We start from the raw sequence: 26,888 nt of genomic DNA, 5'->3' as shown, positions 1-26,888 counted from the left end.
CCGTACGCACCTGCGACAATCACCGCATGACCACGCTCAAGTCGAAGCTTCAGGAAGACCTCACCGCCGCGATCAGGGGGCGTGACGAGCTGCGCTCCTCCACGCTCCGGCTGACCCTCACCGCCATCACGAAGGAGGAGGTCTCGGGCAAGACGGCCCGCGAACTCTCCGACGACGAGGTGCAGAAGGTGATCGCCCGCGAGGCCAAGAAGCGCCGCGAGGCCGCGGAGGCCTTCGCCCAGGGCGGTCGCGCCGAGCAGGCCGCCAAGGAGAAGGCGGAGGGCGAGGTCCTCGCCGAGTACCTGCCGAAGCAGCTCTCCGAGGACGAGCTCCAGGCGATCGTCGCCCAGGCCGTCGAGGAGGCGAAGGCCGCCGGTGCCGAGGGGCCGCGTGCCATGGGCCAGGTCATGAAGATCGTGAACCCGAAGGTCGCGGGCCTGGCCGAGGGCGGCCGCGTCGCCGCCGTCGTCAAGAAGCTGCTCGCGGGCTGAGCCTGCTCGCGGGCTGAGCAGACAGCGACCCACGCAGGCCAGCAGGCGCGTACATACAGCAGGCGTGTACGCGAATGGGGGCGCCCCCCGATCAAAGGGGGCGCCCCCATTCACGTATCCACGCACTGGAGACAAGGAGTGACCGGGGCCGGGGGCCTAGCGACCCCAACCGCCGATCCCGCCCCCATTGCCGTTGCCGCCCCCGCCGTTCCCGCCGCCGCCGATGACGTCCGGCGGCAGGGAGATGTCAGGCCAGGGATCGCCGCCCCCGCCGCCCCCGCCGTTGGTGCCGCCGCCTCCACCGCCGTCACCGCCACCACCGTCGCCCGGCGGCTTGTTGTCGTCGTGGTGCTTGTCCTTGTCCTTGTCGCCGCCCGGGATGTGGACGGTGTTGAAGCCCGGCGCCGGCTTGCCCGCGAGCGCACCGCTCATCGCGTCCCGCCAGATCGGACCGGGGACCTCACCACCGAAGACCTTGCCGTACGGCCGTCCGCCGATGGTGATGTCGACCATCTGCCGCTTGTGCTCCGGGTCGCCGACCCACACCGCGCCCGACATGTTCGGGGTGTAGCCCACGAACCAGGCGGCGTAACGGAAGTCGGTCGTACCCGTCTTGCCCGCGCTCGCACGCGAGCCGAGGCCGGCCTGCTTGCCGGTTCCGTCCTCGACCACGCCCTTCAGGAGGGTGTTGATCGTGTCCGCCGTCTTCGTCGACATCGCGCGCGAGCACGTCGACTTCGGCACCGGCAGCGACTTCCCGCCCGGAGCGGCGATCGACTCGATCGCGACGGGCGAGCAGTACTTGCCGCGCGCGGCGAACGTCGCGTACGCGCCCGCCATCGTCAGTGGCGACATCTCCTGGGTGCCGAGCGCGATCGACGGCGCCTGGTCGATCTTCTTGCCGTCGGCCCGCTCGACGCCCATCTTCTCGGCCATCTGCGTGACCGGGCAGATCCCGATGTCGCCGATCATCTCCACGTAGTACGTGTTGACCGACTTCGCGGTCGCTTCCCGCATGTCGTACGGGCCGACCTCGGACTCGTTCTCGTTGGTGAGCTTCCAGTTCCCCGTGTTCGCCCACTTCTTGCCGTCGCACGCCGCGACGCTGCTCGGGTAGGGCATCTCGTACGGAGAGTCGTAGCTCTTCGTGGCGGGCATCCCGCCCTCCAGGGCCGCCGCCGCCACGATCGGCTTGAAGGTCGAACCCGGCTGGTAGCCCGCGCCGCCGCCCATGGCGTTGTCCACGGACAGGTTCATCGAGGTCTCGTTGTCCTTGAGATTGATCCCGTAGGGCCGCGACTGGCCCATGCCCAGGACCTTGCCGGTGCCCGGCTCGACGATGGTGGCCGCCGTCGCCACGTCGTCCTTCTGGTAGACGTGATCCTTTATCGAGGCCTGCACGGACTCCTGGGCCTGCGGGTCGAGGGTCGTCTTGATCCGCAGACCGCCCTGGTTCCAGACCTTGGCCCGGTCCTTCTGGGTCTTGCCGAAGACCGGGTCGGAGAGGAAGACCTCGCGTACGTAGTCACAGAAGAACCCGGCGCCGCTGACCGCCGTGATGCAGCCGTTCTTGGGCTTGCTCACCTTGAGGCCGAGCGGCTTCTTCTTCGCCTCCGCGGCCTCCGCCTGCGTGAGGTCGTGCGTCTCCGCCATCCGCTGCAGCACCGTGTTGCGGCGCTTGGTGGCTTCCTCGGAGTCGTTCACGGGGTCGTACCGGCTGGGGGACTGCACGATGCCGGCGAGCAGCGCGGCCTCCTGGACCTGCAGATCCTTGGCGGGCTTGGAGAAGTAGCGCTGGGCCGCGGCCTCGACCCCGTACGCCTGCTGCCCGAAGTAGGTGATGTTCAGGTAGTTGCTGAGGATGCGCTTCTTGCCCAGCTTCTCCTCGACCTGGATCGCGTACTTCAGCTCGCGGATCTTGCGCCCGAGGGTCTGCTGGGTGGCCTCGGCGACCTTCGTCGGGTCGTTGCCCGCCTCTTCGACGAAGACGTTCTTCACGTACTGCTGCGTGAGCGTGGACGCGCCCTGGGAGACGCCGCCGCTCTGCGCGTTCTGGTTCAGCGCGCGGAGGATGCCCTTCGCGTCGATCGCCCCGTGCTCGTAGAAGCGCGAGTCCTCGATCGCGACGATCGCCTTCTGCATGTACGGCGAGATCTCCTTGAGGGGGACCACCGTGCGGTCACGCGAGTAGACCGTGGCGATGGAGCCGCCCTCGCTGTCGAGGATCGTGGTGCGCTGACTCAGCGGCGGCTGCTCCAAGTTGGACGGGATCTCGTCGAACTCCTCCACCGAACCCTTCGCCGCGAGGCCGAGCGCACCGGCCGCGGGCAGGGCGATACCTGCCAGCACGGCACCCGCGAGCACGCTGACACCTAGGAACTTCGCGGCCTGCTGAGTTGGTGACAGACCACCGCCCGAGCGCTTCTTTCCCATGGGGGCAGCCTACGTTCTGATTCGCCGGACACGCCTCAATGCCTTGGCCTAAGCTGCTCTCAACTGTCACAGCAGTGCGGTTCGGCAACAACCCCTCTCTCGGTCCCGAATCCCGAATGGGGTCCCCCTCCGCTCATCCAGCCGGCCCGGGGAAGTGCCCGAATTGGCCTCATGCGGCATTCGATGCCCGTTGTGACTCAGCTGAAGTGCCCGCATTTGCCGGGTTAATCACGCATGTCGCCAGCTCACTCCGTCGGGTGATCTGCCGCTTACGCATAGTCCGTTCGGGCCATTCAAGATTGGGCCCGAAGGGGGTGTTGCGCTGTGCCCACCTTCCGTAACGTCCTCAACTGGCGGCGGTGAATATGCCGCTGCCGCCGTGGGGGAGCCTCGATTCGGGAGAGGACGGCGCCGGTATGGGCTGGGTAACCGACTGGAGTGCGCAGGCGGCCTGCCGCACTACCGATCCAGATGAACTGTTCGTTCAAGGAGCAGCGCAGAACAGGGCCAAGGCGGTGTGCACCGGATGCCCGGTGCGCACGGAGTGCCTGGCCGACGCGCTGGACAACCGCGTCGAATTCGGCGTGTGGGGTGGCATGACTGAGCGGGAGCGCCGCGCATTGCTGCGCAGGCGTCCCACGGTCACCTCGTGGCGCCGTCTGCTGGAGACGGCGCGCTCCGAGTACGAGCGTGGCGCGGGCCTGCTGCCCGTGGACTTGGAGGACGACGAGACGTACGAGAGCTACGCGGCAGTGGGTTAGCGCCCGTCGGCCGCGTGGCGGTGGGGGAGTGCCCCCACCGACCGCGTGGCAGTGGGTGGAACCTGCTGCTCAGGCAGCTCCGGCCGCATCACCATCAGCACCGGCCGCGAGCCGTTCCCCGATGGCCCGGAGGCCTGCCAGGTCGTGCACGTCGCCCGGCAGCGCCGTCACTTCGGCCACGGCCACCTCGGGGTGAAGCGCGGTGAAGCGATCGCGCGTGCGCTGTTCGCGCGCGAGCAGCTGCATGCGTTCCGCGTGCAGTCGCAGCAGACCGGCGGTCAGCTGTGCCACGGGCTGCTGCTTGTCATGAGGTTCGGCGAGGGCTTCTTCGGCGGAGGCTTCAGAGGCTGCCTCAGTGGCCGCAGAGGTCTCTTCGGCGGTCTCTTCGGAAAGTGCGTCAGAAGGTGCGGGAGTCTCGGAACTGCCGGGGACTTCGTGGGAGTTGCCGGGAGCCTCGGGGGATGTCTCGTGGGACGCCTCGGGTGAAGCCTCGCGGGAGTTACGAACACCTTCCTTCCCGTCCTCCTGATCCACAATGCGGCTCTCTTCAAGATTTTCCGCGGCGGCAAGCGCCCGCTCGGCCGAGAGCTGAGCGGCGCCGCTGCCGTGCACCTTGTTCAGCACGAGACCGGCGAGCGGCATGTCGTCGGCCGCCAGGCGCTCCACGAAGTACGCCGCTTCCCGCAGCGCGTCCCGCTCCGGCGACGCCACCACGAGGAACGCCGTGCCCGGCGCCTGGAGCAGCCGGTACGTGGCGTCGGCGCGGGTGCGAAAGCCGCCGAACATGGTGTCCATGGCGGCCACGAACGTCTGGACGTCACGCAGCAGTTGACCGCCGAGCAGCTTGCCCAGGGCCCCCGTCATCATCGACATCCCGACGTTCAGGAACTTCATCCCGGCCCGGCCGCCCACCTTCGCGGGGGCCATGAGCACCCGGATCAGCTTCCCGTCCAGGAAGGACCCGAGCCGCTTCGGCGCGTCGAGGAAGTCGAGGGCCGAACGCGACGGCGGCGTGTCGACGACGATCAGGTCCCACTCGTCACGGGAGCGAAGCTGCCCCAGCTTCTCCATCGCCATGTACTCCTGCGTGCCCGCGAAGCCCGCCGAAAGCGACTGGTAGAAGGGGTTGCCGAGGATCGCGGCCGCGCGCTCCTTGTCGGCGTGCGCCTCGACGATCTCGTCGAACGTGCGCTTCATGTCGAGCATCATGGCGTGCAGCTCGCCGTCGCCCGATGTGCCCTCGATGGCCTTGACCTGGCGCGGGACGTTGTCGAGCGAGTCGATCCCCATGGACTGGGCGAGCCGGCGCGCCGGGTCGATGGTCAGGACGACGACCTTGCGGCCCCGTTCGGCGGCGCGCAGGCCCAGCGCGGCGGCCGTGGTCGTCTTTCCGACGCCTCCGGAGCCGCAGCACACCACGATGCGGGTCTTCGGGTCGTCGAGCAGGGCGTCCACGTCGAGCGTGCGGGCCGGGTCCAGGGGGCGTGTCGTGTCCGGGTGTCGTGCCGGGTCCGAGGTCATGCGATCCCTTGCTTCCGCAGTTCCGTGGCGAGTTCGTAGAGCCCCGCCAGGTCCATTCCCCCGGCCAGCAGGGGAAGTTCGTGCAGGGGGAGGTCCAGATCGCCCAGAACGGCCCGCTGGGAGCCCTCCAGGGCATGCCGCTCGGCGTACTCGGCGGCCTGCTCCAGGAGCGGGTCGACGAGGCGCTCGGCGACGCCGCCGCGGCGGGCCCCGCCGAGCCCGGCGGCGGACAGGGACTTGGCGATGGCGGTACGCGGGGCCTGGTCGAGCCCGAGTTCCAGGGATGCCTCGTCGAGGAGCGCGGGCCGCACCATGTTCACGATGACGCGCCCCACGGGAAGCTGTGCCGCGCGCAGCTCCGCGATCCCGTCGGCGGTCTCCTGGACGGGCATCTCCTCGAGGAGCGTCACCAGGTGAACCGCCGTCTCCGGAGACTTCAGGACGCGCATCACGGCCTGCGCCTGATTGTGTATGGGGCCGATCTTGGCGAGGCCCGCGACCTCGTCGTTCACGTTCAGGAAGCGTGTGATGCGGCCGGTGGGCGGCGCGTCCATCACCACGCAGTCGTACGCGTAACGCCCGCTCTTGTCCTTGCGGCGTACGGCCTCGCAGGCCTTGCCGGTCAGCAGGACGTCCCGCAGACCGGGCGCGACCGTGGTGGCGAAGTCGATGGCGCCGAGTTTCTTGAGCGCGCGTCCCGCGCCCCCCAGCTTGTAGAACATCTGGAGGTAGTCGAGCAACGCCAGTTCAGGGTCGATGGCGAGGGCATACACCTCCCCGCCCCCGGGAGCGACGGCGATCTTCCGCTCCTCATACGGCAGCGCTTCGGTCTCGAAGAGCTGCGCGATGCCTTGTCTGCCCTCGACCTCCACGAGGAGGGTGCGCTTGCCCTCCGTCGCGAGGGCGAGCGCGAGTGCGGCGGCCACCGTGGTCTTGCCGGTACCGCCCTTGCCGCTGACGACCTGGAGCCTGCTCACACTTCCGAGCCTAACCAGTCGCCGTCCGGGCTAAGCAGGAGGCCACCGTGAGCAGTGCCTCACAACGGCTACAGTCGGCCATATGACCAAGTGGGAATACGCAACCGTGCCGCTGCTCGTCCATGCCACGAAGCAGATTCTGGACACCTGGGGCGAGGACGGCTGGGAGCTCGTCCAGGTCGTGCCCGGGCCGAACAACCCTGAGCAGCTCGTGGCCTACCTGAAGCGCGAGAGGCAGGCATGAGCGGCAACGTCGAGGCGAAGCTGGCCGAGCTCGGCCTGACGCTGCCCGAGGTCGTGCCGCCGCTCGCCGCCTACCAGCCGGCCGTCCAGTCGGGTGTGTACGTCTACACCGCGGGCCAGCTCCCGATGGTGGAGGGCAAGCTTCCGGTGACCGGCAAGGTCGGCGGAGAGGTGACCCCCGAGGAGGCCAAGGAACTGGCCCGCACGTGCGCGCTCAACGCGCTCGCCGCGGTGAAGTCCGTCGCCGGTGACCTCGACCGGATCGTCCGCGTCGTGAAGGTCGTCGGCTTCGTGGCCTCGGCCCCGGACTTCACGGGCCAGCCCGCGGTGCTCAACGGCACGAGCGAGCTGCTCGGCGAGGTGCTCGGCGACAAGGGCGTGCACGCCCGCAGCGCCGTGGGTGTGGCGGTCCTGCCGCTGGACGCGCCGGTCGAGGTCGAGATCCAGGTGGAGCTGACCGAGGCGTAGTCCGGCCTCTACTTGGCTTGATCGCTGCCTTCTGGCACCCGATGGTTGCCTCTCGAACATCAGCCCACCAGGGGATAGCCTCCGCCCATGGCTAATGGGCAGTGGTACCCCCCGGAGTGGCCCGACCGCATCCGTGCGCTGAGCAGCGGCGAACTGACGCCGGCGACTCCGCGCCGGGCGGCCACGGTCATGCTTCTGCGGGACTCCCGGGTTTCCCGGGATGCCCGTGGCTCCGTGGCGGGCCCCGCCGTACACATGCTGCGCAGACGCGCCTCCATGGCCTTCGCCGGAGGCGCGTACGCGTATCCGGGCGGGGGAGTGGACCCGCGTGACGACGACCGCCTCGTGCGCTGGGCGGGCCCGTCCCTGGCGACGTGGGCCGCGCGCCTCGGCGTGGACGAGCCCGGCGCCCAGGCGATCGTGTGCGCCGCCGTGCGCGAGACGTTCGAGGAGGCGGGTGTACTGCTCGCGGGGCCGACCCCGTCGAGCGTCGTCGGCGACACCACGGGCGACGACTGGGAGGCCGACCGCGAGGCACTGGTGGCCCGTGAATTCTCCTTCGCGGAGTTCCTCGACCGCCGCAGCCTGGTCCTCCGTAGTGACCTGCTCGGCGCCTGGGCCCGGTGGATCACTCCGGAGTTCGAGCCGAAGCGCTACGACACGTTCTTCTTCGTGGCGGCACTCCCGGAGGGGCAGCGCACGCGCAACGCCTCCACGGAGGCCGACCGTACGGTGTGGATCGCTCCGGAGGAGGCCACGGCGGGCTACGACAGGGGCGACCTCCTGATGATGCCGCCCACCATCGCGACCCTGCGCCAACTGAGCCCCTACGGGTCGGCCGCGGACGCCCTGGCCGCGGCCCCGGAGCGCGACCTCACCCCGGTGCTGGCGCAAGCGCGGCTGGAGGACGGCGAGTTGGTGCTGACGTGGCCGGGCCACGAGGAATTCACCAAGCACATCCCTACGGGGGGTACAGCATGACCACGGTCACGGTCACGGCTGATCCTGCTTCCCCTGCCACGAACCGGACGGGAGTCACCCCCGCATGACCGAAGCCGCCGCCCTTCCCGGGCAGCCCCGGGGCGGAGTCCTCAGCGGTCCCGCCACCGCCCGCGCGGTCAACGTCCTTGCCCCCAACGCGTCCGCGATGACGCTGGACGGGACCAACACCTGGATCGTGTCCGAGCCGGGCTCCGGGCTCGCGGTCGTCGTCGACCCGGGGCCCCTGGACGACGCGCACCTCCGGCACGTCATCGCCACGGCAGAGCAGGCCGGGCAACGGGTCGCGCTCACCCTCCTCACCCACGGCCACCCCGACCACGCGGAGGGCGCCGCGCGCTTCGCCGAGCTGACCGGCACCAAGGTCCGGGCCCTCGACCCCGCGCTGCGGCTGGGCGACGAGGGCCTCGGCGCGGGTGACGTGATCACGACGGGCGGCCTTGAACTGCGGGTGGTCCCGACGCCGGGCCACACCGCGGACTCCCTCTGCTTCCATCTCCCGGCCGATCAGGCGGTCCTGACGGGGGATACGGTCCTGGGCCGCGGTACGACGGTCGTGGCGCACCCTGACGGCCGCCTGGGGGACTACCTGGACTCCCTGCGGCGCCTGCGGTCCCTGACGGTCGACGACGGCGTGCACACGGTCCTGCCGGGCCACGGTCCGGTCCTGGAGGACGCCCAGGGCGCCGTCGAGTTCTACCTGGCCCACCGCGCGAACCGCCTGGCCCAGGTCGAGACGGCCGTGGAGAACGGCCACGCGGCCCCGTCGGACGTGGTCGCCCACGTCTACGCGGACGTGGACCGCTCCTTGTGGCCGGCAGCGGAACTGTCGGTAAGGGCGCAACTGGACTATCTCCGGGAACACGGCTTGATCTGATCTGACCGAGCCGCAACAGGCGGGCGTCATCTGCTGTGGGCGATGCGCTCCCAGTGGCACCCACCGCCCAGGCGGCAGGCACTCACCCCGTACAGCGGGTACGCACCTGCCTCACGCGGCACGCGCCCCCCCCGTTCTGGGGCCGCGCGCCCGGCCACGCGAGCCGGCACGCGCCCACCCACACTGAGGCCCCGCTCGCGCACCACCCCAGTCGGCACGCGCCCACCCGCTCTGGAGCCACGTGCCCACCCACCCGAGCCGGCACGCGCCCGCCTGCTCCGGGGCCACGCGCCCACCCACCCGAACCAGATCCACCGACCAACAACGGCCTCGGCACTTACCCACCCTCACGAGAGCGGCACCCACGCACCCGCCGCATCGAGGCGGCACCCACCCGCCCACTTGCACCAAGGCGGCACCCACCCGCCCCACCGAGGCGGCACCGGCCACCCGCCGCTACCGAGGCGGCACCGGCCACCCGCCGCCACCAAGGCGGCACCCACCCGCCCGCCGCTACCGAGGCGCCACCCACCCGCCCGCTCCCCACCAAGGCGGCACCCGCCCACCCCGCCAAGGCGCGAACCCACCCACCCTTCACCGCGGGGCAATCAGGTGGGTGGGTGGGAAAAGCTTGTGCGGAAGCACGGATGGGGCCCAGCCTCAAAGAGGCGGGACCCCATCCACGTACGAAACAGCGTCAGCGAAACCGCGTCAGCGAGACCGCTTCGCCAACCGCTCCACATCCAGCAAAATCACCGCGCGAGCCTCAAGCCGAAGCCAGCCGCGCCCGGCGAAGTCCGCCAGCGCCTTGTTGACCGTCTCGCGGGACGCGCCGACCAGCTGGGCCAGCTCCTCCTGCGTGAGGTCGTGCACGACGTGGATGCCCTCTTCGGACTGCACGCCGAAGCGGCGCGACAGGTCGAGAAGGGCGCGGGCCACACGCCCGGGCACGTCGGAGAAGACCAGATCGGACATCTGGTCGTTCGTCTTGCGCAGGCGCCGCGCGACGGCACGCAGCAGCGCCGCGGCCACCTCGGGCCGCGCGTTCAGCCACGGCTGAAGGTCGCCGTGGCCCAGGCCGAGCAGCTTGACCTCGGTGAGCGCGGAGGCGGTGGCCGTACGCGGACCCGGGTCGAACAGCGAGAGCTCACCGATGAGCTCGCCGGGGCCGAGCACCGCGAGCATGTTCTCGCGGCCGTCGGGTGAGGTGCGGTGAAGCTTCACCTTGCCCTCGGTGACCACGTAAAGGCGGTCTCCGGGGTCACCTTCATGGAAAAGCGCATCCCCGCGCGCGAGCGTCACCTCACTCATGGAGGCGCGGAGCTCCGCGGCCTGCTCGTCATCGAGCGCCGCGAAGAGCGGGGCGCGCCGCAGAACGTCGTCCACGAGTTCTCTCCTTGTCGACCTGCATCAGGGGACCGTGCTCCCCATTTTGCCGGACGGTCCAAACAGTGTGATCAGTCACAAGTCTGCCGCACTGACGTCGCATGCTGTGCGGGAGGGGGCCAATTGGGGGCCGATCCATGGGGTCCAGGGCGGATGTCAGTGTCGGGCTCTAGGCTGGCCGGGTGTCCAAAAAGCCGGTGGGAGCACAGGCCAGGAGTACCGGGAAGGCTACAGCCCAACCGGATTCCGCTGTGGGCGAACATACATCCACTCGGTCAGAGAATGCGACAAAAGGGACAAGGGTGCCACCGGTGAGCAAGCCTTCGGAGCAGATTCAGGCCACCCCCGCCGAGGCGAAATCCACCCCGGCCAAGAAGGCCCCCGCGGCAAAGAAGGCCACGGCAGCCAAGAAGACCGCCGCCGCGAAGAAGACTGCTCCAGCCGCGAAGAAGACCGCCGCCGACAAGAAGCCCGCACCGGCCAAGCCCAAACCCAAGCCCAAGGCCACCACCAAACCCGAGTCCCACACCGCCCTGGTCCGCCGTGCCCGCCGCATCAACCGCGAGCTCGCCGAGGTGTACTCGTACGCCCACCCCGAGTTGGACTTCGAGAACCCCTTCGAGCTGCTCATCGCCACGGTCCTCTCCGCGCAGACGACCGACCTGCGGGTGAACCAGACGACCCCGCGCCTCTTCGCCGCGTACCCGACCCCGGAGGACCTCGCGGCCGCCAGCCCCGAAGAGGTCGAGGAGTTGATCCGGCCGACCGGGTTCTTCCGGGCGAAGACGAAGTCGATCATGGGGCTCGCCAAGGCCCTCAGGGACAACCACGGCGGCGAGGTCCCCGGCCGCATAGAGGACCTGGTCAAGCTCCCCGGCGTGGGACGCAAGACCGCGTTCGTCGTGCTCGGGAACGCCTTCGGGGTCCCCGGCATCACCGTGGACACCCACTTCGGACGGCTCGTCAGGCGCTGGAAGTGGACCGAGGAGACCGACCCGGTGAAGGTCGAGGCCGCCGTCGCCGAGCTCTTCCCGAAGAGCGAGTGGACGATGCTCTCGCACCGCGTGATCTTCCACGGCCGCCGGATCTGCCACTCCCGCAAGCCCGCCTGCGGCGCCTGCCCGATCGCCGATCTCTGTCCGGCGTACGGGGAGGGCGAGACCGACCCGGAGAAGGCGAAGAAGCTCCTGAAGTACGAGATGGGCGGCCTGCCGGGCCAGCGCCTCAAGCCCCCGCCGGACTACCCGGGGAAGGCCGCGCCCCCGCTGGGCGCCGCATGAGCGAGGAACCAACCGAGGGGCCACAGGCGTTGTCCACAGTTGGACGGGGGTGCCGATGACGCACGCGAGTGACACGAGCGAGACAACGGACACGAGCAATACGCACATGAGAGATGGGAACGGCTACCAAAACCCCGGCAACGGCCCTGGCCAGGGTCCCGGCCACAGCCCCGGTCCTGGCCCCGGCCGCACCGGCAGCCCCATCGGACCCGTGCGCCTCAGCACCGAAGGCCTCCCCGCCTGGCTGGATCCGGTCGCACACGCGGCCGAGACGGTCCGGCCGACCCAACTCAGCCGCTTCCTGCCCCCGAAGAGCGGCGCCGGACGCCAGTCCGCCGTACTGATCCTCTTCGGAGAGGGCACACACGGCCCCGAGCTGCTCCTGATGGAGCGCGCGGGGAACCTGCGCTCGCACGCGGGGCAGCCTTCCTTCCCCGGCGGCTCCCTCGACCCCGAGGACGGCGATCCGCTGACCGACGGCCCCCTGCGCGCCGCCCTGCGCGAGGCCGAGGAGGAGACCGGACTCGACCCCCGGGGTGTCCAGCTCTTCGGCGTGCTGCCCAAGCTCTTCATCCCGGTGAGCGACTTCGTGGTGACCCCGGTGCTCGGCTGGTGGCGCACCCCCACCCCCGTGGGCGTCGTCGATCCGGCCGAGACCGCCCGCGTCTTCACGGTCCCCGTGTCCGATCTCACGGATCCCGGCAACCGCGCGACGACGGTTCATCCGAGCGGCCACCAAGGCCCGGCCTTCCTCGTCGAATCCGCTCTGGTCTGGGGTTTTACGGCTGGAGTGATCGACAGAATCCTGCACTTCGCAGGCTGGGAGCGCCCCTGGGACCGCACCAAGCAGGTGCCGCTCGACTGGCGCGCATGACAAGGTTGCGGGGACGTGGCGACCGCGATGCGAGGCGAGGATTGAATCGGTGAACGTGCTGGACATCCTTTTGGTGGTCGCCGCCGTGTGGTTCGCGGTCGTCGGCTACCGCCAGGGATTCGTCGTCGGCATCCTGTCGGTGATCGGTTTTCTGGGCGGCGGACTCGTCGCGGTGTACCTGCTGCCCATCATCTGGGGCGCCCTCACGGACGACGAGGGAGCGGTGAGCACGACGGCCGCCGTCGTGGCCGTGGTCATCGTGATCGTCTGCGCCTCCATCGGCCAGGCCTTCACCACGCACCTGGGCAACAAGCTCCGCCGGTACATCACTTGGCAGCCGGCCCGGGCCCTGGACGCCACGGGCGGCGCGCTGGTCAACGTACTGGCGATGCTCCTGGTGGCCTGGCTGATCGGCTCCGCCCTCGCGGGCACGACGCTGCCGACGGTCGGCAAGGAAGTACGCAACTCCAAGATCCTGCTCGGCGTTTCGCGCACGCTGCCCGACCAGGCGGACACCTGGTTCGCGGACTTCTCCTCGGTCCTCGCGCGCAACGGCTTCCCGCAGGTCTTCAGCCCGTTCTCGAACGAGCCCATCACCGAGGTCCAGGCCCCCGACCCCAAGCTCGCCAAGAGCGAGGTCGCCACGAAGGCCAGGCGCTCCATCGTGAAGGTGCAGGGCGAGGCGCGCGGCTGCGGCAAGGTCCTCGAAGGCACCGGCTTCGTCTTCTCCGAGCGCCGCGTGATGACCAACGCGCACGTGGTCGGCGGCGTGGACGAGCCGACGGTGCAGATAGGCGGAGACGGTCGGACGTACGACGCGAAGGTCGTGCTCTACGACTGGGAGCGCGACATCGCCGTACTGGACGTGCCGACGCTGGACGCACCCGCGCTGCAGTTCACGTCGAAGGACGCGGCCAGCGGTGACAACGCGATCGTCGCGGGCTTCCCGGAGAACGGCCCGTACGACGTCCGCCCCGCGCGCGTGCGTGGTCGCATCACGGCCAACGGCCCGGACATCTACCACCGGGGCACCGTGCGCCGCGACGTGTACTCGCTCTACGCGACCGTCCGCCAGGGCAACTCGGGCGGCCCGCTGCTCACGCCCGAAGGCAAGGTCTACGGCGTGGTGTTCGCGAAGTCGCTCGACGACCCGGACACCGGTTACGCCCTCACCGCCGACGAGGTCCGCGAGGACATCAAGGCAGGCCGCACCGCCAACCAAGAGGTCGACAGCGAGGGCTGCGCGCTCTAGTCGGCGCGCAGTCGGGGGAGCAGCCGGATCGGTCCGGATGAGTCGCGCGTACGCCCTGGCCGCGTGATGCCCTGGCGGCGCGTATGCCTCAGTCGCGCGTATGCCTCAGCCGCGCCGAGACCCAGCGGGCCCTGCGGCGCAGGATGCGGGGGATGCCGATGCCTTGAGCGGGGCCTTCATGGCCCGGATCATGGGGACCGCCCCTCTCACGGCTGTTCAGCGCGATGGCTGAGCGGCGGTTGCGTGCTGCGTCACTGTAGTCGTGCGTCCAGCCCATACCCCGACGTGTGCCCGTGCCCCAAGGTCGGTAATCGCGCCCACGGGCCCCAATTGGCCTATGCGGGAGGCAATTGGCCGTTCGAAGAACAGGTGTTCCCCTGGCTTGGATTCGACCCCCGCACACGGGTCCGTACGGCCTACCGGTCCGGCTCGGGGTCCTTCAGCCAGTTGACCAGCTCGGTGGAGAAGGCGACGGGGTCCTCCTCCTGCGGGAAGTGCCCCAGACCGTCGAACAGCCGCCACCGGTAGGGCGCTTCGACGTACTCACCCGAGCCGGCCGCGCTGCGCGTGCGCATCACGGGGTCCAGCGAGCCGTGCAGATGCAGCGTGGGAACCCGCACGGGGCGCTTCATGCGCCGGTTGAACTGGATGCCGTCGGGACGGGCCATCGACCGCACCATCCAGCGGTACGGCTCGACGGAGCAGTGTGCCGTCGACGGGATCGTCATGGCACGGCGGTACGTCTCCACCGACTCGTCGTCCGGCAGCCGCGGCCCCGACCAGTCCCGCACCAGACGCCCCACCAGAGCGGCGTCGTCGGCGACGAGTTGACGCTCCGGCACCCACGGCCGCTGGAAACCCCACACGTACGAGGCGGCGGCGGTCTGCTTGCGGTCCGACAGCATCGCCGAGCGCCAGCGCCGCGGGTGCGGCATCGAGGAGACGGCGAGGCGGCGCACCAGCTTGGGCCGCATCACGGCCGCCGTCCACGCGAGGTAGCCGCCCAGGTCGTGCCCGACGAGCGCGGCGTCCGGCTCCCCGAGCGACCGCACGACGCCCGTGATGTCGAGCGCGAGGTTCGCGGGGTCGTAACCCCGCGGCGTACGGTCGCTGCCGCCCACGCCCCGCAGGTCCATCGCGACCGCCCGGAAGCCCGCGTCGGCGAGCGCCACCATCTGGTGCCGCCAGGTCCACCAGAACTGCGGGAAGCCGTGCAGCAGCAGCACGAGCGGCCCGTCACCCATCTCGGCGATGTGGAAGCGGGCGCCGTTGGCGGCGACGTCCCGATGGGTCCACGGTCCTTCGATGCGTACGAGTGACGCCGGTTGGGCCGGATGGGGGGCGGGCGTGGCGGGGTCCGTCATGAAGACGAGCGTGCCACAGCCGCAGGCTTCTCACTGCCACGGTCGAGGGTGGCGCCCACGGCGGGCGCGGGGCCCACCGAACGCGGGTGCGGCTTCACGTTCTGCAGTACGGCAGCCGTCTGCTTGGCCGAAGCGGCGGCCTTCTGCGGCCCCTTGCCCTTCTTGGCCTTCTTGGCGAAGACGACGCCGATCAGGGCGAGCACGCCCGCGACCAGCACGTTCGCCGCGAAGGACAGCACGAAGCAGATGGCCATGTTCCAGCCGCTCCAGGTACGGATGCCGTAGGCCAGGGCGAAGCTCAGCATCGGGAGCGAGAAGAGCAGCACCGCCCCCGCGGCGGCGAACGCGCCGCCGCCGACCGCACCCCGCTTGACGTCCTGCCGCAGCTGGGCCTTGGCCAGCGCGATCTCGTCGTGCACCAGCGCCGACATCTCGCTCGTCGCCGTGGAGACCAGCTGGCCGAGGCTGCGTTCGGTGCCGACGGGCCCGTCGGGTGCGCTCATCGCTTCTCCCCTTCTCCGTAAGCCTGCGTAAGCCTGCTCACATACGTCTGTTCCGGTACGACCGCTCAGCTCAGTCTGCGCAGTCAAGTCTGCTCAGATCATGCCGGACCGTCGTCTTCGGCGCGTGCCCCGGCCGACACTTCGGCAAGCCTGCGGTGTTCGGCCGCCTTCTTCTCATAGATCGCGGCCATCCGCAGGTGGTACTCCGGCTTGCCCTGTTCGTACACGTCCGGGATGCCGTCGAGGTCCTCGTCGCGCTCCTCGTGCTCGTACAGCGCGCGGTAGCGGGCATTGCGCACCTTGAGCAGGATCCCCGAGAGCACGGCCGCGATGAGAGACCCCATCAGGACGGCTGCCTTGATCTCGCCGGTGAGCAGCGGGTCCTCGGTGAAGGCGAGTTCGCCGATCAGGAGCGAGACGGTGAAGCCGATGCCGGCCAGCGAGGCGACCGCGAACACGTCGGCCCAGGCGAGGTCGTCGTTGAGTTCGGCCTTGGTGAAGCGGGCCGCGAGCCAGGTGCCGCCGAAGATGCCGACCGTCTTGCCGACCACGAGACCGAGGACGACACCGAGCGTCTCCGGCTTGCTGAATACGTCCCCGAGCGCGCCGCCCGACACCGCCACACCGGCGCTGAACAGCGCGAACAGCGGTACGGCGAGTCCCGCGGAGAGGGGGCGCACCAGGTGCTCGATGTGCTCGCCGGGCGAGTGCTCCTCGCCCTCGCGCCGGGTGCAGCGCAGCATCAGGCCCATCGCGACACCGGCGATCGTGGCGTGGATGCCGCTGTTGTACATCAGGCCCCAGATGACCAGGGCCAGCGGAACGTAGACGTACCAGCCGCGTACGCCCTTGCGGAGCAGCAGCCAGAAGACGGCGAGGCCGATGACCGCGCCGCCGAGCGCCGCGAAGTTGAGCTCGCTGGTGAAGAACACCGCGATGATCAGGATCGCGAAGAGGTCGTCGACGACGGCGAGCGTGAGCAGGAAGGCGCGCAGCGCGGACGGCAGCGAGGTGCCGATGACCGCGAGGACGGCGAGCGCGAAGGCGATGTCGGTGGCGGTCGGCACCGCCCAGCCGTCCATGGAGCCGCCGCCGACGGTGTTGACCAGGACGTACACGAGAGCCGGTGCGGCCATGCCGCAGAGCGCGGCGATGACGGGCAGCGCGGCGGCCTTCGGGTCGCGCAGGTCGCCCGCGACGAGCTCACGCTTGAGTTCGATTCCGGCGACGAAGAAGAAGACGGCGAGCAGTCCGTCGGCCGCCCAGTGCGCGATGGAGAGGTCGAGGCCGAGAGAGGCGGGCCCGATGTGGAAGCCGCTCACGGTCTCGTACGACCCGCCGGCGGTGTTCGCCCAGATCAGCGCGGTGACGGCGGCCACGAGGAGGAGGACGCCACCGACGGTCTCGGCACGCAGCGCGTTCGCGACGAAGTTCCGCTCGGGCAGCGAGAGCCGTCCGAGGACCTTGCGGTTGTTGCGGGGTGCGTTGCTGGGCGCGGCCACGGGGGTCGACCTCCGGTCGGTGGGCAGGACGAATCACTTGCCGACCAGACTTCCCGGCGCACCTAGGTTCTTCTTGTCGCGATGTTGACGCGAGCCTCAGCGTACCCAACATGCGACCGGACCTATCCGGCGATCGTCACTTTATGCGCAAGAGGGGCGCCCGGCGTGCTGCCGGGCGCCCCTCTTCGGCTCGGTTCCGCGGTCTGGCTAGTCCTCGCTCGGCGCGGCCGGCAGCTTGGTCTGGATCAGGTCCATCACGGAGGAGTCCGTGAGGGTGGTGACGTCGCCCAGCTCGCGGTTCTCGGCGACGTCGCGGAGCAGGCGTCGCATGATCTTCCCGGAGCGCGTCTTGGGCAGTTCGGCCACTGGGAGGATGCGCTTGGGCTTGGCGATCGGCCCCAGCGTGGCGCCGACGTGGTTGCGCAGGTCCGCTACGAGGCCCTCGTCGTCGGCGTCGGCCGTGCCGCGCAGGATCACGAAGGCGACGATGGCCTGTCCGGTGGTCTCGTCGGCCGCGCCCACGACGGCCGCCTCGGCGACCGAGGGGTGGGAGACGAGGGCGGATTCGACCTCGGTGGTGGAGATGTTGTGCCCGGACACGAGCATCACGTCGTCCACGCGGCCCAGGAGCCAGATGTCGCCGTCGTCGTCCTTCTTGGCGCCGTCACCGGCGAAGTACTTGCCCTCGAAGCGCGACCAGTAGGTGTCGATGAAGCGCTGGTCGTCGCCCCAGATGGTCCGCAGCATCGAGGGCCACGGCTCGGTCAGGACGAGGTAGCCGCCCCCGCCGTCCGGCACCTCGCGCGCCTCGTCGTCGACGACGGTCGCCGAGATCCCGGGCAGGGCGCGCTGGGCGCTGCCCGGCTTGGTCCCGGTGACGCCCGGCAGCGGCGAGATCATCATCGCGCCGGTCTCGGTCTGCCACCAGGTGTCCACGATGGGGCACGAGTCGGCGCCGATGTTCTTGCGGTACCACATCCAGGCCTCGGGGTTGATCGGCTCACCGACCGACCCGAGGACCCGCAGGCTGGACAGGTCGAACTTCGCGGGGATGTCGTCGCCCCACTTCATGAACGTACGAATCGCCGTCGGCGCCGTGTAGAGGATCGTGACGCCGTACTTCTGGACGATCTCCCAGAAGCGCCCCTGGTGCGGGGTGTCGGGCGTGCCCTCGTACATGACCTGCGTCGCGCCGTTCGCCAGCGGGCCGTACGTGATGTACGAGTGCCCGGTGACCCAGCCGATGTCGGCCGTGCACCAGTAGACGTCGCTCTCCGGCTTGAGGTCGAAGACGGCGTGGTGGGTGTACGCGGCCTGCGTCAGATAGCCACCGGAGGTGTGCAGGATGCCCTTGGGCTTACCCGTCGTCCCCGAGGTGTAGAGGATGAAGAGCGGGTTCTCGGCGTCGAAGGCCTCGGGGGTGTGCTCGGCCGACTGGCGCTCGGTCAGCTCGTGCCACCACACGTCGCGGCCCTCGGTCCACGCCACGTCCTGCCCGGTGCGGCGCACGACCAGGACGTGTTCGACGGAGCTGTCGTCGCGCGACACGGCGTCGTCGACGGCGGGCTTGAGGGCGGCGGGCTTGCCCCTGCGGTAGCCGCCGTCGGAGGTGATGACGACCTTGGCGTCGGCGTCCGCCACGCGCTTGGCGATGGCGTCGGCGGAGAACCCGCCGAAGACCACGGAGTGCGCGGCGCCGATGCGGGCACAGGCCAGCATCGAGATGACGGCCTCGGGGATCATCGGCAGGTAGACGGCGACACGGTCACCTTGCCGGACACCCAGCTCGGTCAGCGCGTTGGCCGCCCGGCTGACCTCGTCCTTGAGCTCGGCGTAGGTGATGGCCCGGCTGTCGCCGGGCTCACCCTCGAAGTGGATCGCCACACGGTCGCCGTTGCCCGCCTCGACGTGACGGTCCACGCAGTTGTACGCGACGTTGAGCTTGCCGTCGGCGAACCACTTCGCGAACGGCGGGTTCGTCCAGTCGAGCGTCTCGGTCGGCTCGGTGGCCCAGGTCAGCCGGCGGGCCTGCTCGGCCCAGAAGCCGAGCCGGTCAGCCTTGGCCTGTTCGTACGCCTCCGCGGTGACGTTGGCGTTGGCCGCCAGGTCGGCCGGCGGCGCGAACCTTCGCTCTTCTTTAAGAAGGTTGGCCAGGCTTTCGTTGCTCACGACATCTCCCATTCCCAGGGTGTCCGTTGTGTCCAAAGCCACAGCTCATCAGACCCGAACCCCTGGTGACAAGAGCTTGCCGAAAATTGGTTTAGACCTTTACTCGGCTCGGCGGCTCCTCGCGGGGTTCTCCCTGGTGCGGTGACGGCGTCACCTGGTCGAATACGTCGTCCGGGCTGTCGGTCAGCAGATAGGCCTGCGCCTCGCCGACATGGAAGTACATGCCATGCAGTTCGAGGGAGCCCTCGGCCATGCGCCGCGCCACCGACTCGTGGCCACGCAGATGTGCCAACTGCTGGACCACATTGGTCAGGCAGAGCTGCTCGACGGCGTCGGCCGGCGCCCGCCCGGCGAGCCGCGCCCAGCCCTCCTTCTCGTGGGCCGCCATGCGCTCGAGGCTCGGCATCCCGTGCCGCAGCCACCGCTTCAGGGGCGTCTGGGCGCCCCCGGGCGGAGTGGTGAGCAGCGCCTGCATCGCCCCGCACCCGGAGTGCCCGCACACGGTGATGGACCGCACCCGCAGCACGTCCACCGCGTACTCGATCGCCGCGGCCACCGAGTCGTCGCCGCTCTCGGCGCCCGGCAGGGGCACCAGATTGCCGACGTTGCGCACGACGAAGAGGTCGCCGGGACCGCTCGACGTGATCATCGAGGTCACGAGCCGGGAGTCGGCGCAGGTCAAGAAGAGCTGCGAGGGCTGCTGCCCCTCGCGGGCGAGCCGGGCCAGCTCCCCCCGCACGTGCGGCGCAGTGTTGCGCTGGAACGCGCTGATGCCGCTTGCCAGTTGATGCCCGCTGGGACGTGTCTCCCCTTGCGGCGCTTCCTGGGGGCGGTCGCAGTGGTGGTTGCGCCAGGCCGTCCAGGGCCGGCAGCAGGAGTGCGACGAACTGGCGGGCTCGGCGATCCGCGTCCCGGCACGCCCGGTCACCTCGACGGCGCCACCCTGCGCGGTGTGCGCGTCCTGCCAGCACTGCAAGGCTTCGTACGCCGCGTGGTCCATGAATGATCCGTCCAGCTCGACGACGGCCGAAGCGCCGTGCGGCACAAGATGCAGCGCCCTGCTGAGGCGCGGCACGGCGAGGAAGGTCAACTGTCCGCGCACGCGCACGTGGTGGACACCGTCCTCATCGGTGTGCGTGATCCGGGTGCGGGCGAGGCGGTGCAGCGCGACGGCCACGGCCACGGCGACACCGATGGTCACGCCTTCGAGCACCCCGAGGAGGACCACGCCGAGCGTCGTGGTCGTGTACACGAGGATCTCGCGGTGGCGGGTGATGGTGCGGATGTGGTTCAGGCTCACCATCTGGATGCCGACCGCCATCACCAGGGCGGCGAGCGCGGCGAGCGGGATCAGCTCCAGGAGGGGGACCAGGAGCAGGGCGGCCACTACTACCCAAACGCCGTGCAGCATCGTGGAGTTCCGGCTGACCGCCCCCGCCCGCACATTGGCCACGCTGCGCACCGCGACCCCGGCGACGGGGAGCCCGCCGAGCGCTCCGGACACGGCGTTGGCGGCGCCCTGGCCGAGCAGTTCGCGGTTGAGGTCGGAGCGGATGCCGCCGGCTTGCGGGTCGCGCCGCGCGGAGACCAGCTTGTCCACGGCGACGGCGCCGAGCAGTGACTGCACGCTGCAGACCAGCGTGACCGTGAGGACGGCGGCGACGAGCCCGAGGGCGGGCCCCTCCGGCAGGCCGACCAGCGCGTGACTGCGCCACGACGGCAGATCGACCTTGGCCACGCTCAGCCCGGCGACCACGGCGACGGCCGTGGCGGCGGCGACGGACACCAGGGGAGCCGGCACGACACGCAGGGCCTTGCCCGTGCGCCCGGGGATCCGCGGCCAGAGCAGCAGCAACGCCAGGGTCAGCAGGCTGATCGACAGCGCCGCCGGATGTACGTCGGCCAACTGGGCGGGCAGACCACGGAGGTTGTCGAGCACGGAACTCTGCGGGGTGCCGCCGAGCACGATGTGCAGCTGGGCGACGGCGATGGTGACCCCGATGCCGGCCAGCATGCCGTGCACGACGGCCGGACTGACGGCGAGCGCCGTACGGGCCACGTGCAGGCAGCCGAGGGCGAGTTGGCAGAGCCCGGCGAGCACGGTGATGGCGCAGGTGGTCCGCCAGCCGTACTGGTGGATGAGGTCGGCGGTGACGACCGTGAGCCCTGCGGCGGGCCCGCTGACCTGCAGCGGCGCTCCGCCGACCCAGCCGGCGACCAGGCCGCCTACGGCGGCGGCGACGAGGCCCGCCTGGAGCGGCGCGCCGGTGGCGAGCGCGATGCCGAGGGACAGCGGTAGGGCGATCAAGAAGACGGCGATCGACGCGGATACGTCGGCGCCGGCGATGCGGAACTTACGACCCTTGCGGATCTTGCCGGGCGGCGGCGCGTGGGGCTCGTGGTCGCGTGAGTCGTGGGCCGAGTCGGTGGCGTGGGTGGGGACGCAGGCAGACATGGTTTCCCGTCTCCTCCGGGGCAGCGCGGTCGCGGAACAGGGGGCCCTCCGGAGGTCTCCGGTGGGCGGGGTCGCGGCCGTGGGTCACGGCGTTGCAGCGGCGGGATATCTCAACTCTCGGTAAACGAATCGTAATGGAGAGTAAAGGCTATGGATAGACAAGCGGGGCAAATGGGGCACTAGATCACTCCGAAGGGTGAATAAAGCATTTTGTCGGCTTGTCGCACCACGGGGCTCATGACCCCGTGCGACGTTGGCGGCGCTGTGGTTCATTCCCGGGCAATTACGGACCAATCGCTTCCCGGTGGTGACCCCTGAAGTGCCCCCGTGGGCTCCCTGCAGTCCCCTGCAGCCGTGCCCCATTCGAAGCCGACTCGAAGGAAGAAGGTGGGCGGAAGATGGCCGCCACCCAGAGGATCCAGCGGATCGCCGCGGGCACCACCGCCCTCGTGGCATGCGTCGCGGTACTGGCCGGTTGCTCCAGCGGCGACACCGGCTCCAAGTCAGGCGCCCCGGGCGCCAAGAAGGCACCTCCCGCCCCCGCCCCCAAGAGCGCGGTCCGCATGATCGGCGACGGTTCCACCGCCTTCACCGGCCGCCAGCCGCACCTGCCCGAGCCCGCACGGCTGAGACCCGGCCAGAAGCCGCCCCAGTTCGTGGTCTTCTCCTGGGACGGCGCCGGCGAGGACAGCCAGAAGCTCTTCTCGCACTTCCGCAAGGTGGCCAAGCGCAACGACGCCACGATGACGTACTTCCTCAGCGGCGTGTACATGCTCCCCGAGGCGAAGCGGAAGCTCTACGACCCGCCGCAACACCAGTCCGGCGCCTCGGACATCGGCTTCAACGACCGCAAGGGAATCAAGGACACCGTGGAGCAGCTCCGCGGCGCCTGGCTCGAGGGCAACGAGGTCGGCACCCACTTCAACGGCCACTTCTGCGGCGCCGGCCGCGGCGTGGGCGAATGGTCGGTCGACGACTGGAAGAGCGAGATCGAGCAGGCCAAGTCGTTCGTGAAGGCCTGGAAGACGAACACGGGCATGAAGAAGGCGCAGCCGCTGCCCTTCGACTACGACAAGGAGCTCATCGGAGCCCGCACGCCCTGCCTCGAAGGCCAGAAGAACTTCATGCGGGCCGCCCGCGACCTGGGCTTCCGCTACGACACCAGCGGCGTCAACAACCAGGTCTGGCCCAAGAAGAAGGAAGGCCTCTGGGACCTGTCGATGCAGCTGGTCCCCGTCCCCGGCCGCAAGTTCGAGACGCTGACCATGGACTACAACTTCATGGTGAACCAGTCGGGCACGACGTCACAGGGCGACCCCAGCAAGCACGAGTACTGGGGCGACCAGATGCGTGACGGGCTGCTCCAGGGCTTCGAGCGCGCCTACAAGGGCAACCGCGCCCCGCTGATCATCGGCAACCACTTCGAGTCCTGGAACGGCGGCACATACATGCGCGCCATCGAGGAGACGATCGAGTCGGTCTGCACCAAGCCCGACGTGCGCTGTGTCTCCTTCCGGCAACTCGCCGACTGGCTCGACGCCCAGGACCCGCAGACCGTCCAGCGCCTCACCAAGCTCCCGGTCGGCAAGGCGCCCAAGGAGGGCTGGAAGTCCTTTCTCTCCGCCAGGCCGGCACCGGCCCCGAAGGGCGTACCGGGCGCTCCGGCAGCCAAGCCGTAGCCCTTCGCCGCAGCGCCCCTGGCCTGGCTCAGGCCGTGGCGACGGTCCGCTCACGCAGGACGAAGTCGGGGTCGACCTGGGCAGCCAGGTCGGCACCCGTCCGTTCGTTGCCCCAGCTCTGCGCGTTCTTCAGGTGGAAGTGGACCATCTGACGGGTGTAGCGGTCCCAGTCCCTGCGGTCGTACGAGGTGTCGACGGCGCTCTGCAGGGCCTGCAGGGAGCGGCGGTTGTCGTCCTCCAGGAACTCGAACCGGGGCGGGCGGCCCTTCTCCATGGCGCGCACCCAGTCCGAGTGCCCGACCGTCACCAGGAGGTCGTCGCCGACCTGCTCGCGCAGGAAGTCGACGTCGTCCTGGCCCTGCACCTTGTTGCCGACGACCTTGAGGTCGACGCCGAAGTCCCGTGCGTATTCCTTGTACTGGCGATAGACGGAGACCCCCTTCCGGGTCGGCTCGGCCACCAGGAACGTCATGTCGAAGCGGGTGAACATGCCGGAGGCGAAGGAGTCCGAACCCGCGGTCATGTCCACGACCGCGTACTCGTCGCGTCCGTCGACCAGGTGGTTCAGGAGCAGCTCCACCGCCCCCGTCTTGGAGTGGTAGCAGGCGACACCGAGGTCGGCTTCGGTGAACGGCCCGGTGACCATCAAACGCACGGCCGTGTCGTCGAGTTCCACCGGCCGCGCACACGCGTCGTACACGGGGTTGTCCTCGCGCACCCGCAGGATGCGCGAGCCCTCGCCGGGCGGTGTCGTCTTGATCATCGTGTCGGCGGAGGCGATCCGCGGGTTGGAGCCCCGCAGGTAGTCCTTGATCAGGGCGAGGCGCGCGCCCATGGCGGGCAGGGCGGCGGCGTCGGCCTCGTCGAGTCCGAGTGCGGGGCCCAGGTGCTGGTTGATGTCGGCGTCCACCGCGAGGACCGGTGCTCCGGTGGCGGCGAGGTGGCGGATGAACAGCGAGGACAGCGTGGTCTTGCCGCTGCCGCCCTTCCCTACGAAAGCGATCTTCATGTTCACCAAGGGTAGCCGTATGATCACGTGACGTATCGATGCGGCGTGAAGAAGACCACTCCTTCGTGGGGCGGGCGTCCGAGGTGCGTAGGGTCGTACTCATGAGTACGACAGCCGATCCGCTCGCGGCCCTGGGCGCACTGCCTGGCGTGGCCGACTCCGTGGACTCCGTGCGCAAGGCCGTGGACCGGGTCTACGGGCACCGGATCATGCGGCGCCGCAGCAATGAGGTCACTTCCGAGGCGGCGCTGCGCGGCGCACGCGGCTCGGCGGCGCTCTCCGGCGCCGACTGGGCGCTCGAAGAAGTACGCCGCCGCAGCGACTTCGGCGGCGACGGCGAGGCCCGCACAATCGGCGCGGCGCTGCGGCTGACCGCGGAAGCCGGTCAACTCCTGTCTATCTGGCGGCAGTCGCCGCTCCGGGTCCTCGCGCGCCTCCACCTGGTGGCCGCCGCCGAGAACGACGAGGCGGCGGGACGGCCGCGCCTGGCGGGCGAGCCGGTCGACGAGCCGCTGGTCGAGCTGGCGGTGCCGGACTCCGACGAGGTGGCGGGCCGCCTGGAGGGTCTTTCGCAGTTGATCATCGCGGGCGGCTCCGCGCCGGCCCTCGTGACGGCGGCCGTGGTGCACGGCGAACTGCTCAGCCTGCGGCCCTTCGGCTCGCACAACGGCCTGGTCGCGCGGGCGGCCGAGCGCATCGTCCTGGTGGGCAGCGGCCTCGACCCGAAGTCCGTCTGCCCGGCGGAGGCGGGGCACGCGGAACAGGGGCGCGCGGCCTACGTGGGGGCGCTCGACGGCTACGCGTCCGGGACGCCGGAGGGGATGGCGGCCTGGATCGCCCACTGCGGGCGTGCGGTCGAACTGGGGGTCAGGGAGTCGACGGCGGTCTGCGAGGCGATGCAGCGCGGCGCCGCGTAGAAGACTGCGCGCGGGGCTGCGGCGACCTGCACAGAGGTTGGCTTACACAGAGGTCGGCTCGCACAGAGGTCGGCTTGCACAAAGATGCGGCGGTACGAAACTTCTCGTACCGCCGCTGGCATGTTCACCGGGTTACCAAGCGTCCTCGAAGGTTGCCCATCAGGTCGGGAACTTGGCCCGTCACCTGGTGCGGCTGGCCCGTAATCGACGGGTCGACGTCGCGTGGGTGCTCGGTGTTCATGCTTCGGTCCGTGGGGCCTTGGTTGCGTTTAAAGGTAATCCTCTCGGATGTCCTTGGTCTCGCGGGCCGTTGACTCCTTTGTACTCCTGTCCTGGGACAAGCGGAAGTACTGGCACTACTTCTTTACTTTTAGGTTCAAACAAGGGTGAATCGGGCGCGCGAGGTCCGGCGACGACTCACGAACCACACAAGACCCGCCGTGGCCGCGGCGGCGCCCACGGCCGCCACCGCGACGAGTGCGGGCCGGGAGGGTGTCTGGCGACGCTCCTTGAGCCGGACCGGGCGGTGGAAGTCGAGAATCGGCCACCCGCGCGCGAGAGCCTCACGGCGAAGGGCCCGATCGGGGTTGACCGCGTGTGGATGCCCCACGGATTCGAGCATGGGGACATCGGTCGCGGAGTCGCTGTAGGCATGGCAGCGGGCGAGGTCATATCCCTCGGATTGCGCGAGTTCCTTGATCGCGGCCGCCTTGGTGGGGCCATAGGCGTAGTACTCCACCTCGCCGGTGAAGCAGCCGTCGTCGCCGACCACCATCCGGGTCGCCACCACGCGGTCCGCGCCGAGCAGTTCGCCGATCGGCTCGACGACCTCGGCGCCCGACGTGGAGACGATGACGACGTCCCGGCCTGCGGTGTGGTGCTCCTCGATGAGGGATGCGGCCTCGTCGTAGATGATCGGGTCGATCAGGTCGTGCAGCGTCTCGGCGACGATTTCCTTGACCTGCTGCACGTTCCATCCACGGCACAGAGCGGAGAGATACTCGCGCATCCGCTCCATCTGGTCGTGGTCGGCTCCGCCGGCGAGGAAGACGAACTGTGCATATGCGGTGCGCAGAACCGCCCTGCGGTTGATCAGGCCGCCTTGGTAGAACGACTTGCTGAAGGTGAGTGTGCTCGACTTCGCAATGACCGTCTTGTCCAGGTCAAAGAAGGCGGCTGTGCGAGGCAACGAGTGGTTTTCCACGAGGCCGAGCATAGGCGCCCACCATTCGGCGTAAGGTGAGGCGCGTGGGTTTGCCTGAGAAGGCTCTCGGGTACACCATGGAAGTCACGGATCGTTCGCGACCGTGCTAACCCGGTCTGGCTCCTCCCCCCCCGAGTCGGACCGTGGGGACGACCCCCGCTCTCCCCCCCGGCGGGGGTCGTCGCATGTCCGGATGGGTTTTCCGGGCCTCTTTCGACCCTCAACTGATCGCCTGACACCGCCTGACGGCCGTTCTGGGCGATCTTTCGCCTGCCCAAGATCCGTCACGGTGTGTAGTTGTCGGGCTGCTCTGTGGAAACCTTCGAGATGTCACCGGTATGGGTGAAGGGGATATTCACAGCCCTCGCCTTGTCCACAGTTATTGACCAAGATCCACACGTTATCCAGGACCGCTGCACGCTGATTCCGCCGCTTCTGCACGCGAAGTTCATGGCCGGATTGCTTTGGCCGACTCATCGCTGATGTGGAACGCGGCATTCAACGGGCTTGCAGTGAGAGGGGGC

23 protein-coding genes are annotated in these 26,888 nt (G+C 69.7%); 11 read left to right on the top strand and 12 right to left on the bottom strand.

The features are described from left to right. The first annotated feature begins 26 nt into the window (after nt 1-26). Nucleotides 27-491, top strand: coding sequence for a GatB/YqeY domain-containing protein (locus ACWFRU_RS27770; RefSeq protein ID WP_365825907.1), 465 nt, complete (start codon nt 27-29; stop codon nt 489-491). 156 nt (nt 492-647) lie between these two features. Here the strand turns inward: ACWFRU_RS27770 and ACWFRU_RS27765 are convergent, their stop codons facing one another. Next, a complete protein-coding gene (locus tag ACWFRU_RS27765; protein ID WP_453690859.1) occupies nt 648-2,924 on the bottom strand; it encodes a transglycosylase domain-containing protein in 2,277 nt (758 codons plus the stop codon). A gap of 416 nt (nt 2,925-3,340) precedes the next feature. Between ACWFRU_RS27765 and ACWFRU_RS27760 the strand changes: the two genes are divergently transcribed. After that, on the top strand, nt 3,341-3,685 hold the full coding sequence (locus tag ACWFRU_RS27760) for a WhiB family transcriptional regulator (protein WP_167828965.1): 345 nt from the start codon (nt 3,341-3,343) through the stop codon (nt 3,683-3,685). A 69-nt stretch (nt 3,686-3,754) separates the two neighbouring features. On the opposite strand, the gene ACWFRU_RS27755 is transcribed toward ACWFRU_RS27760, so the two are convergent. Then, nucleotides 3,755-5,206: an ArsA family ATPase gene (locus ACWFRU_RS27755; RefSeq protein ID WP_453690858.1), complete on the bottom strand. Its 1,452-nt coding sequence runs from the start codon at nt 5,204-5,206 to the stop codon at nt 3,755-3,757. After that, nucleotides 5,203-6,183: an ArsA-related P-loop ATPase gene (locus ACWFRU_RS27750; RefSeq protein WP_453690857.1), complete on the bottom strand. Its 981-nt coding sequence runs from the start codon at nt 6,181-6,183 to the stop codon at nt 5,203-5,205. Before ACWFRU_RS27750 ends, ACWFRU_RS27755 begins: the two co-directional genes overlap by 4 nt. Before the next feature lie 82 nt (nt 6,184-6,265). Here ACWFRU_RS27750 and ACWFRU_RS27745 point away from each other — a divergent pair, with 82 nt between their 5' ends. The 4 genes from ACWFRU_RS27745 to ACWFRU_RS27730 all read left to right on the top strand — a co-directional run bounded on the left by ACWFRU_RS27745 (nt 6,266) and on the right by ACWFRU_RS27730 (nt 8,770). Beyond that, a complete protein-coding gene (locus tag ACWFRU_RS27745) occupies nt 6,266-6,427 on the top strand; it encodes a DUF4177 domain-containing protein (protein WP_010986011.1) in 162 nt (53 codons plus the stop codon). Continuing rightward, on the top strand, nt 6,424-6,894 hold the full coding sequence (locus ACWFRU_RS27740) for a RidA family protein (RefSeq protein WP_453690856.1): 471 nt from the start codon (nt 6,424-6,426) through the stop codon (nt 6,892-6,894). Before ACWFRU_RS27745 ends, ACWFRU_RS27740 begins: the two co-directional genes overlap by 4 nt. An 87-nt stretch (nt 6,895-6,981) precedes the next feature. Then, the gene (locus ACWFRU_RS27735) at nt 6,982-7,875 is read left to right on the top strand and encodes an NUDIX hydrolase (protein ID WP_453690855.1); all 894 of its coding nucleotides are present in this window, start codon (nt 6,982-6,984) and stop codon (nt 7,873-7,875) included. A 64-nt stretch (nt 7,876-7,939) separates the two neighbouring features. Next, nucleotides 7,940-8,770 (top strand): MBL fold metallo-hydrolase, encoded by an 831-nt coding sequence (locus ACWFRU_RS27730; protein ID WP_453690854.1) that lies wholly within the window; start codon nt 7,940-7,942, stop codon nt 8,768-8,770. A gap of 711 nt (nt 8,771-9,481) precedes the next feature. Here ACWFRU_RS27730 and ACWFRU_RS27725 read toward each other — a convergent pair. Further along, complete coding sequence (locus tag ACWFRU_RS27725; RefSeq protein WP_016642758.1) at nt 9,482-10,156, bottom strand: Crp/Fnr family transcriptional regulator; 675 nt, start codon at nt 10,154-10,156, stop codon at nt 9,482-9,484. A 311-nt stretch (nt 10,157-10,467) separates the two neighbouring features. On the opposite strand from ACWFRU_RS27725, the gene nth reads away from it, so the two are divergent. The 3 genes from nth (at nt 10,468) to ACWFRU_RS27710 (ending at nt 13,562) form a co-directional block, all read left to right on the top strand. Continuing rightward, entirely contained in the window at nt 10,468-11,436 is a 969-nt protein-coding gene (nth, locus tag ACWFRU_RS27720; protein ID WP_453690853.1) for an endonuclease III, read from the top strand. A 106-nt stretch (nt 11,437-11,542) separates the two neighbouring features. Further along, on the top strand, nt 11,543-12,310 hold the full coding sequence (locus ACWFRU_RS27715; protein WP_453690852.1) for an NUDIX hydrolase: 768 nt from the start codon (nt 11,543-11,545) through the stop codon (nt 12,308-12,310). A gap of 49 nt (nt 12,311-12,359) precedes the next feature. Then, on the top strand, nt 12,360-13,562 hold the full coding sequence (locus ACWFRU_RS27710) for a MarP family serine protease (RefSeq protein ID WP_363210534.1): 1,203 nt from the start codon (nt 12,360-12,362) through the stop codon (nt 13,560-13,562). Between the two features lie 88 nt (nt 13,563-13,650). Here ACWFRU_RS27710 and ACWFRU_RS27705 read toward each other — a convergent pair whose 3' ends face one another. From ACWFRU_RS27705 to ACWFRU_RS27680, 6 genes are all read right to left on the bottom strand, one after another. Next, nucleotides 13,651-13,839 carry a hypothetical protein gene (locus ACWFRU_RS27705; RefSeq protein ID WP_451215195.1) on the bottom strand — a complete coding sequence of 63 codons (189 nt, stop codon included), beginning with the start codon at nt 13,837-13,839 and terminating at the stop codon, nt 13,651-13,653. Between the two features lie 139 nt (nt 13,840-13,978). Continuing rightward, a complete protein-coding gene (locus ACWFRU_RS27700) occupies nt 13,979-14,926 on the bottom strand; it encodes an alpha/beta fold hydrolase (RefSeq protein ID WP_363210536.1) in 948 nt (315 codons plus the stop codon). Then, nucleotides 14,923-15,429, bottom strand: a complete 507-nt coding sequence (locus ACWFRU_RS27695) for a phage holin family protein (RefSeq protein WP_451215197.1) — start codon at nt 15,427-15,429, stop codon at nt 14,923-14,925. Before ACWFRU_RS27695 ends, ACWFRU_RS27700 begins: the two co-directional genes overlap by 4 nt. Nucleotides 15,430-15,527: 98 nt before the next feature. Continuing rightward, on the bottom strand, nt 15,528-16,931 hold the full coding sequence (gene nhaA / locus ACWFRU_RS27690; RefSeq protein WP_453690851.1) for a Na+/H+ antiporter NhaA: 1,404 nt from the start codon (nt 16,929-16,931) through the stop codon (nt 15,528-15,530). Nucleotides 16,932-17,138: 207 nt separating this feature from the next. Then, on the bottom strand, nt 17,139-19,142 hold the full coding sequence (gene acs, locus ACWFRU_RS27685; protein ID WP_453690850.1) for an acetate--CoA ligase: 2,004 nt from the start codon (nt 19,140-19,142) through the stop codon (nt 17,139-17,141). 49 nt (nt 19,143-19,191) lie between these two features. Further along, nucleotides 19,192-21,555 carry a bifunctional SulP family inorganic anion transporter/carbonic anhydrase gene (locus tag ACWFRU_RS27680; RefSeq protein ID WP_453690849.1) on the bottom strand — a complete coding sequence of 788 codons (2,364 nt, stop codon included), beginning with the start codon at nt 21,553-21,555 and terminating at the stop codon, nt 19,192-19,194. A gap of 398 nt (nt 21,556-21,953) precedes the next feature. Between ACWFRU_RS27680 and ACWFRU_RS27675 the strand changes: the two genes are divergently transcribed. Further along, entirely contained in the window at nt 21,954-23,234 is a 1,281-nt protein-coding gene (locus ACWFRU_RS27675) for a hypothetical protein (RefSeq protein WP_453690848.1), read from the top strand. Between the two features lie 28 nt (nt 23,235-23,262). On the opposite strand, the gene ACWFRU_RS27670 is transcribed toward ACWFRU_RS27675, so the two are convergent. Then, a complete protein-coding gene (locus ACWFRU_RS27670; RefSeq protein ID WP_453690847.1) occupies nt 23,263-24,243 on the bottom strand; it encodes an ATP-binding protein in 981 nt (326 codons plus the stop codon). Between the two features lie 101 nt (nt 24,244-24,344). Between ACWFRU_RS27670 and ACWFRU_RS27665 the strand changes: the two genes are divergently transcribed. Continuing rightward, the gene (locus ACWFRU_RS27665) at nt 24,345-25,160 is read left to right on the top strand and encodes an oxidoreductase (protein WP_453690846.1); all 816 of its coding nucleotides are present in this window, start codon (nt 24,345-24,347) and stop codon (nt 25,158-25,160) included. A gap of 376 nt (nt 25,161-25,536) precedes the next feature. Here the strand turns inward: ACWFRU_RS27665 and ACWFRU_RS27660 are convergent, their stop codons facing one another. Then, complete coding sequence (locus tag ACWFRU_RS27660) at nt 25,537-26,376, bottom strand: HAD family hydrolase (protein ID WP_453690845.1); 840 nt, start codon at nt 26,374-26,376, stop codon at nt 25,537-25,539. Nucleotides 26,377-26,888: the final 512 nt, after the last annotated feature.

The organism is Streptomyces sp. NPDC055099 (assembly GCF_053607685.1).
This window is presented reverse-complemented; position numbering and strand designations above follow the sequence as displayed.

Coding starts and splice junctions, on each gene's coding strand:
- ACWFRU_RS27740 (WP_453690856.1), top strand. CDS start 6,424: ATGAGCGGCAACGTCGAGGCGAAGCTGGCCGAGCTCGGCCTGACGCTG.
- ACWFRU_RS27675 (WP_453690848.1), top strand. CDS start 21,954: ATGGCCGCCACCCAGAGGATCCAGCGGATCGCCGCGGGCACCACCGCC.
- ACWFRU_RS27680 (WP_453690849.1), bottom strand. CDS start 21,555: ATGTCTGCCTGCGTCCCCACCCACGCCACCGACTCGGCCCACGACTCA.
- ACWFRU_RS27770 (WP_365825907.1), top strand. CDS start 27: ATGACCACGCTCAAGTCGAAGCTTCAGGAAGACCTCACCGCCGCGATC.
- ACWFRU_RS27755 (WP_453690858.1), bottom strand. CDS start 5,206: ATGACCTCGGACCCGGCACGACACCCGGACACGACACGCCCCCTGGAC.
- ACWFRU_RS27705 (WP_451215195.1), bottom strand. CDS start 13,839: ATGGGCTGGACGCACGACTACAGTGACGCAGCACGCAACCGCCGCTCA.
- ACWFRU_RS27670 (WP_453690847.1), bottom strand. CDS start 24,243: ATGAAGATCGCTTTCGTAGGGAAGGGCGGCAGCGGCAAGACCACGCTG.
- ACWFRU_RS27715 (WP_453690852.1), top strand. CDS start 11,543: ATGAGAGATGGGAACGGCTACCAAAACCCCGGCAACGGCCCTGGCCAG.
- ACWFRU_RS27660 (WP_453690845.1), bottom strand. CDS start 26,376: ATGCTCGGCCTCGTGGAAAACCACTCGTTGCCTCGCACAGCCGCCTTC.
- ACWFRU_RS27695 (WP_451215197.1), bottom strand. CDS start 15,429: ATGAGCGCACCCGACGGGCCCGTCGGCACCGAACGCAGCCTCGGCCAG.
- ACWFRU_RS27730 (WP_453690854.1), top strand. CDS start 7,940: ATGACCGAAGCCGCCGCCCTTCCCGGGCAGCCCCGGGGCGGAGTCCTC.
- ACWFRU_RS27700 (WP_363210536.1), bottom strand. CDS start 14,926: ATGACGGACCCCGCCACGCCCGCCCCCCATCCGGCCCAACCGGCGTCA.
- ACWFRU_RS27735 (WP_453690855.1), top strand. CDS start 6,982: ATGGCTAATGGGCAGTGGTACCCCCCGGAGTGGCCCGACCGCATCCGT.
- ACWFRU_RS27665 (WP_453690846.1), top strand. CDS start 24,345: ATGAGTACGACAGCCGATCCGCTCGCGGCCCTGGGCGCACTGCCTGGC.
- ACWFRU_RS27760 (WP_167828965.1), top strand. CDS start 3,341: ATGGGCTGGGTAACCGACTGGAGTGCGCAGGCGGCCTGCCGCACTACC.
- ACWFRU_RS27765 (WP_453690859.1), bottom strand. CDS start 2,924: ATGGGAAAGAAGCGCTCGGGCGGTGGTCTGTCACCAACTCAGCAGGCC.
- ACWFRU_RS27745 (WP_010986011.1), top strand. CDS start 6,266: ATGACCAAGTGGGAATACGCAACCGTGCCGCTGCTCGTCCATGCCACG.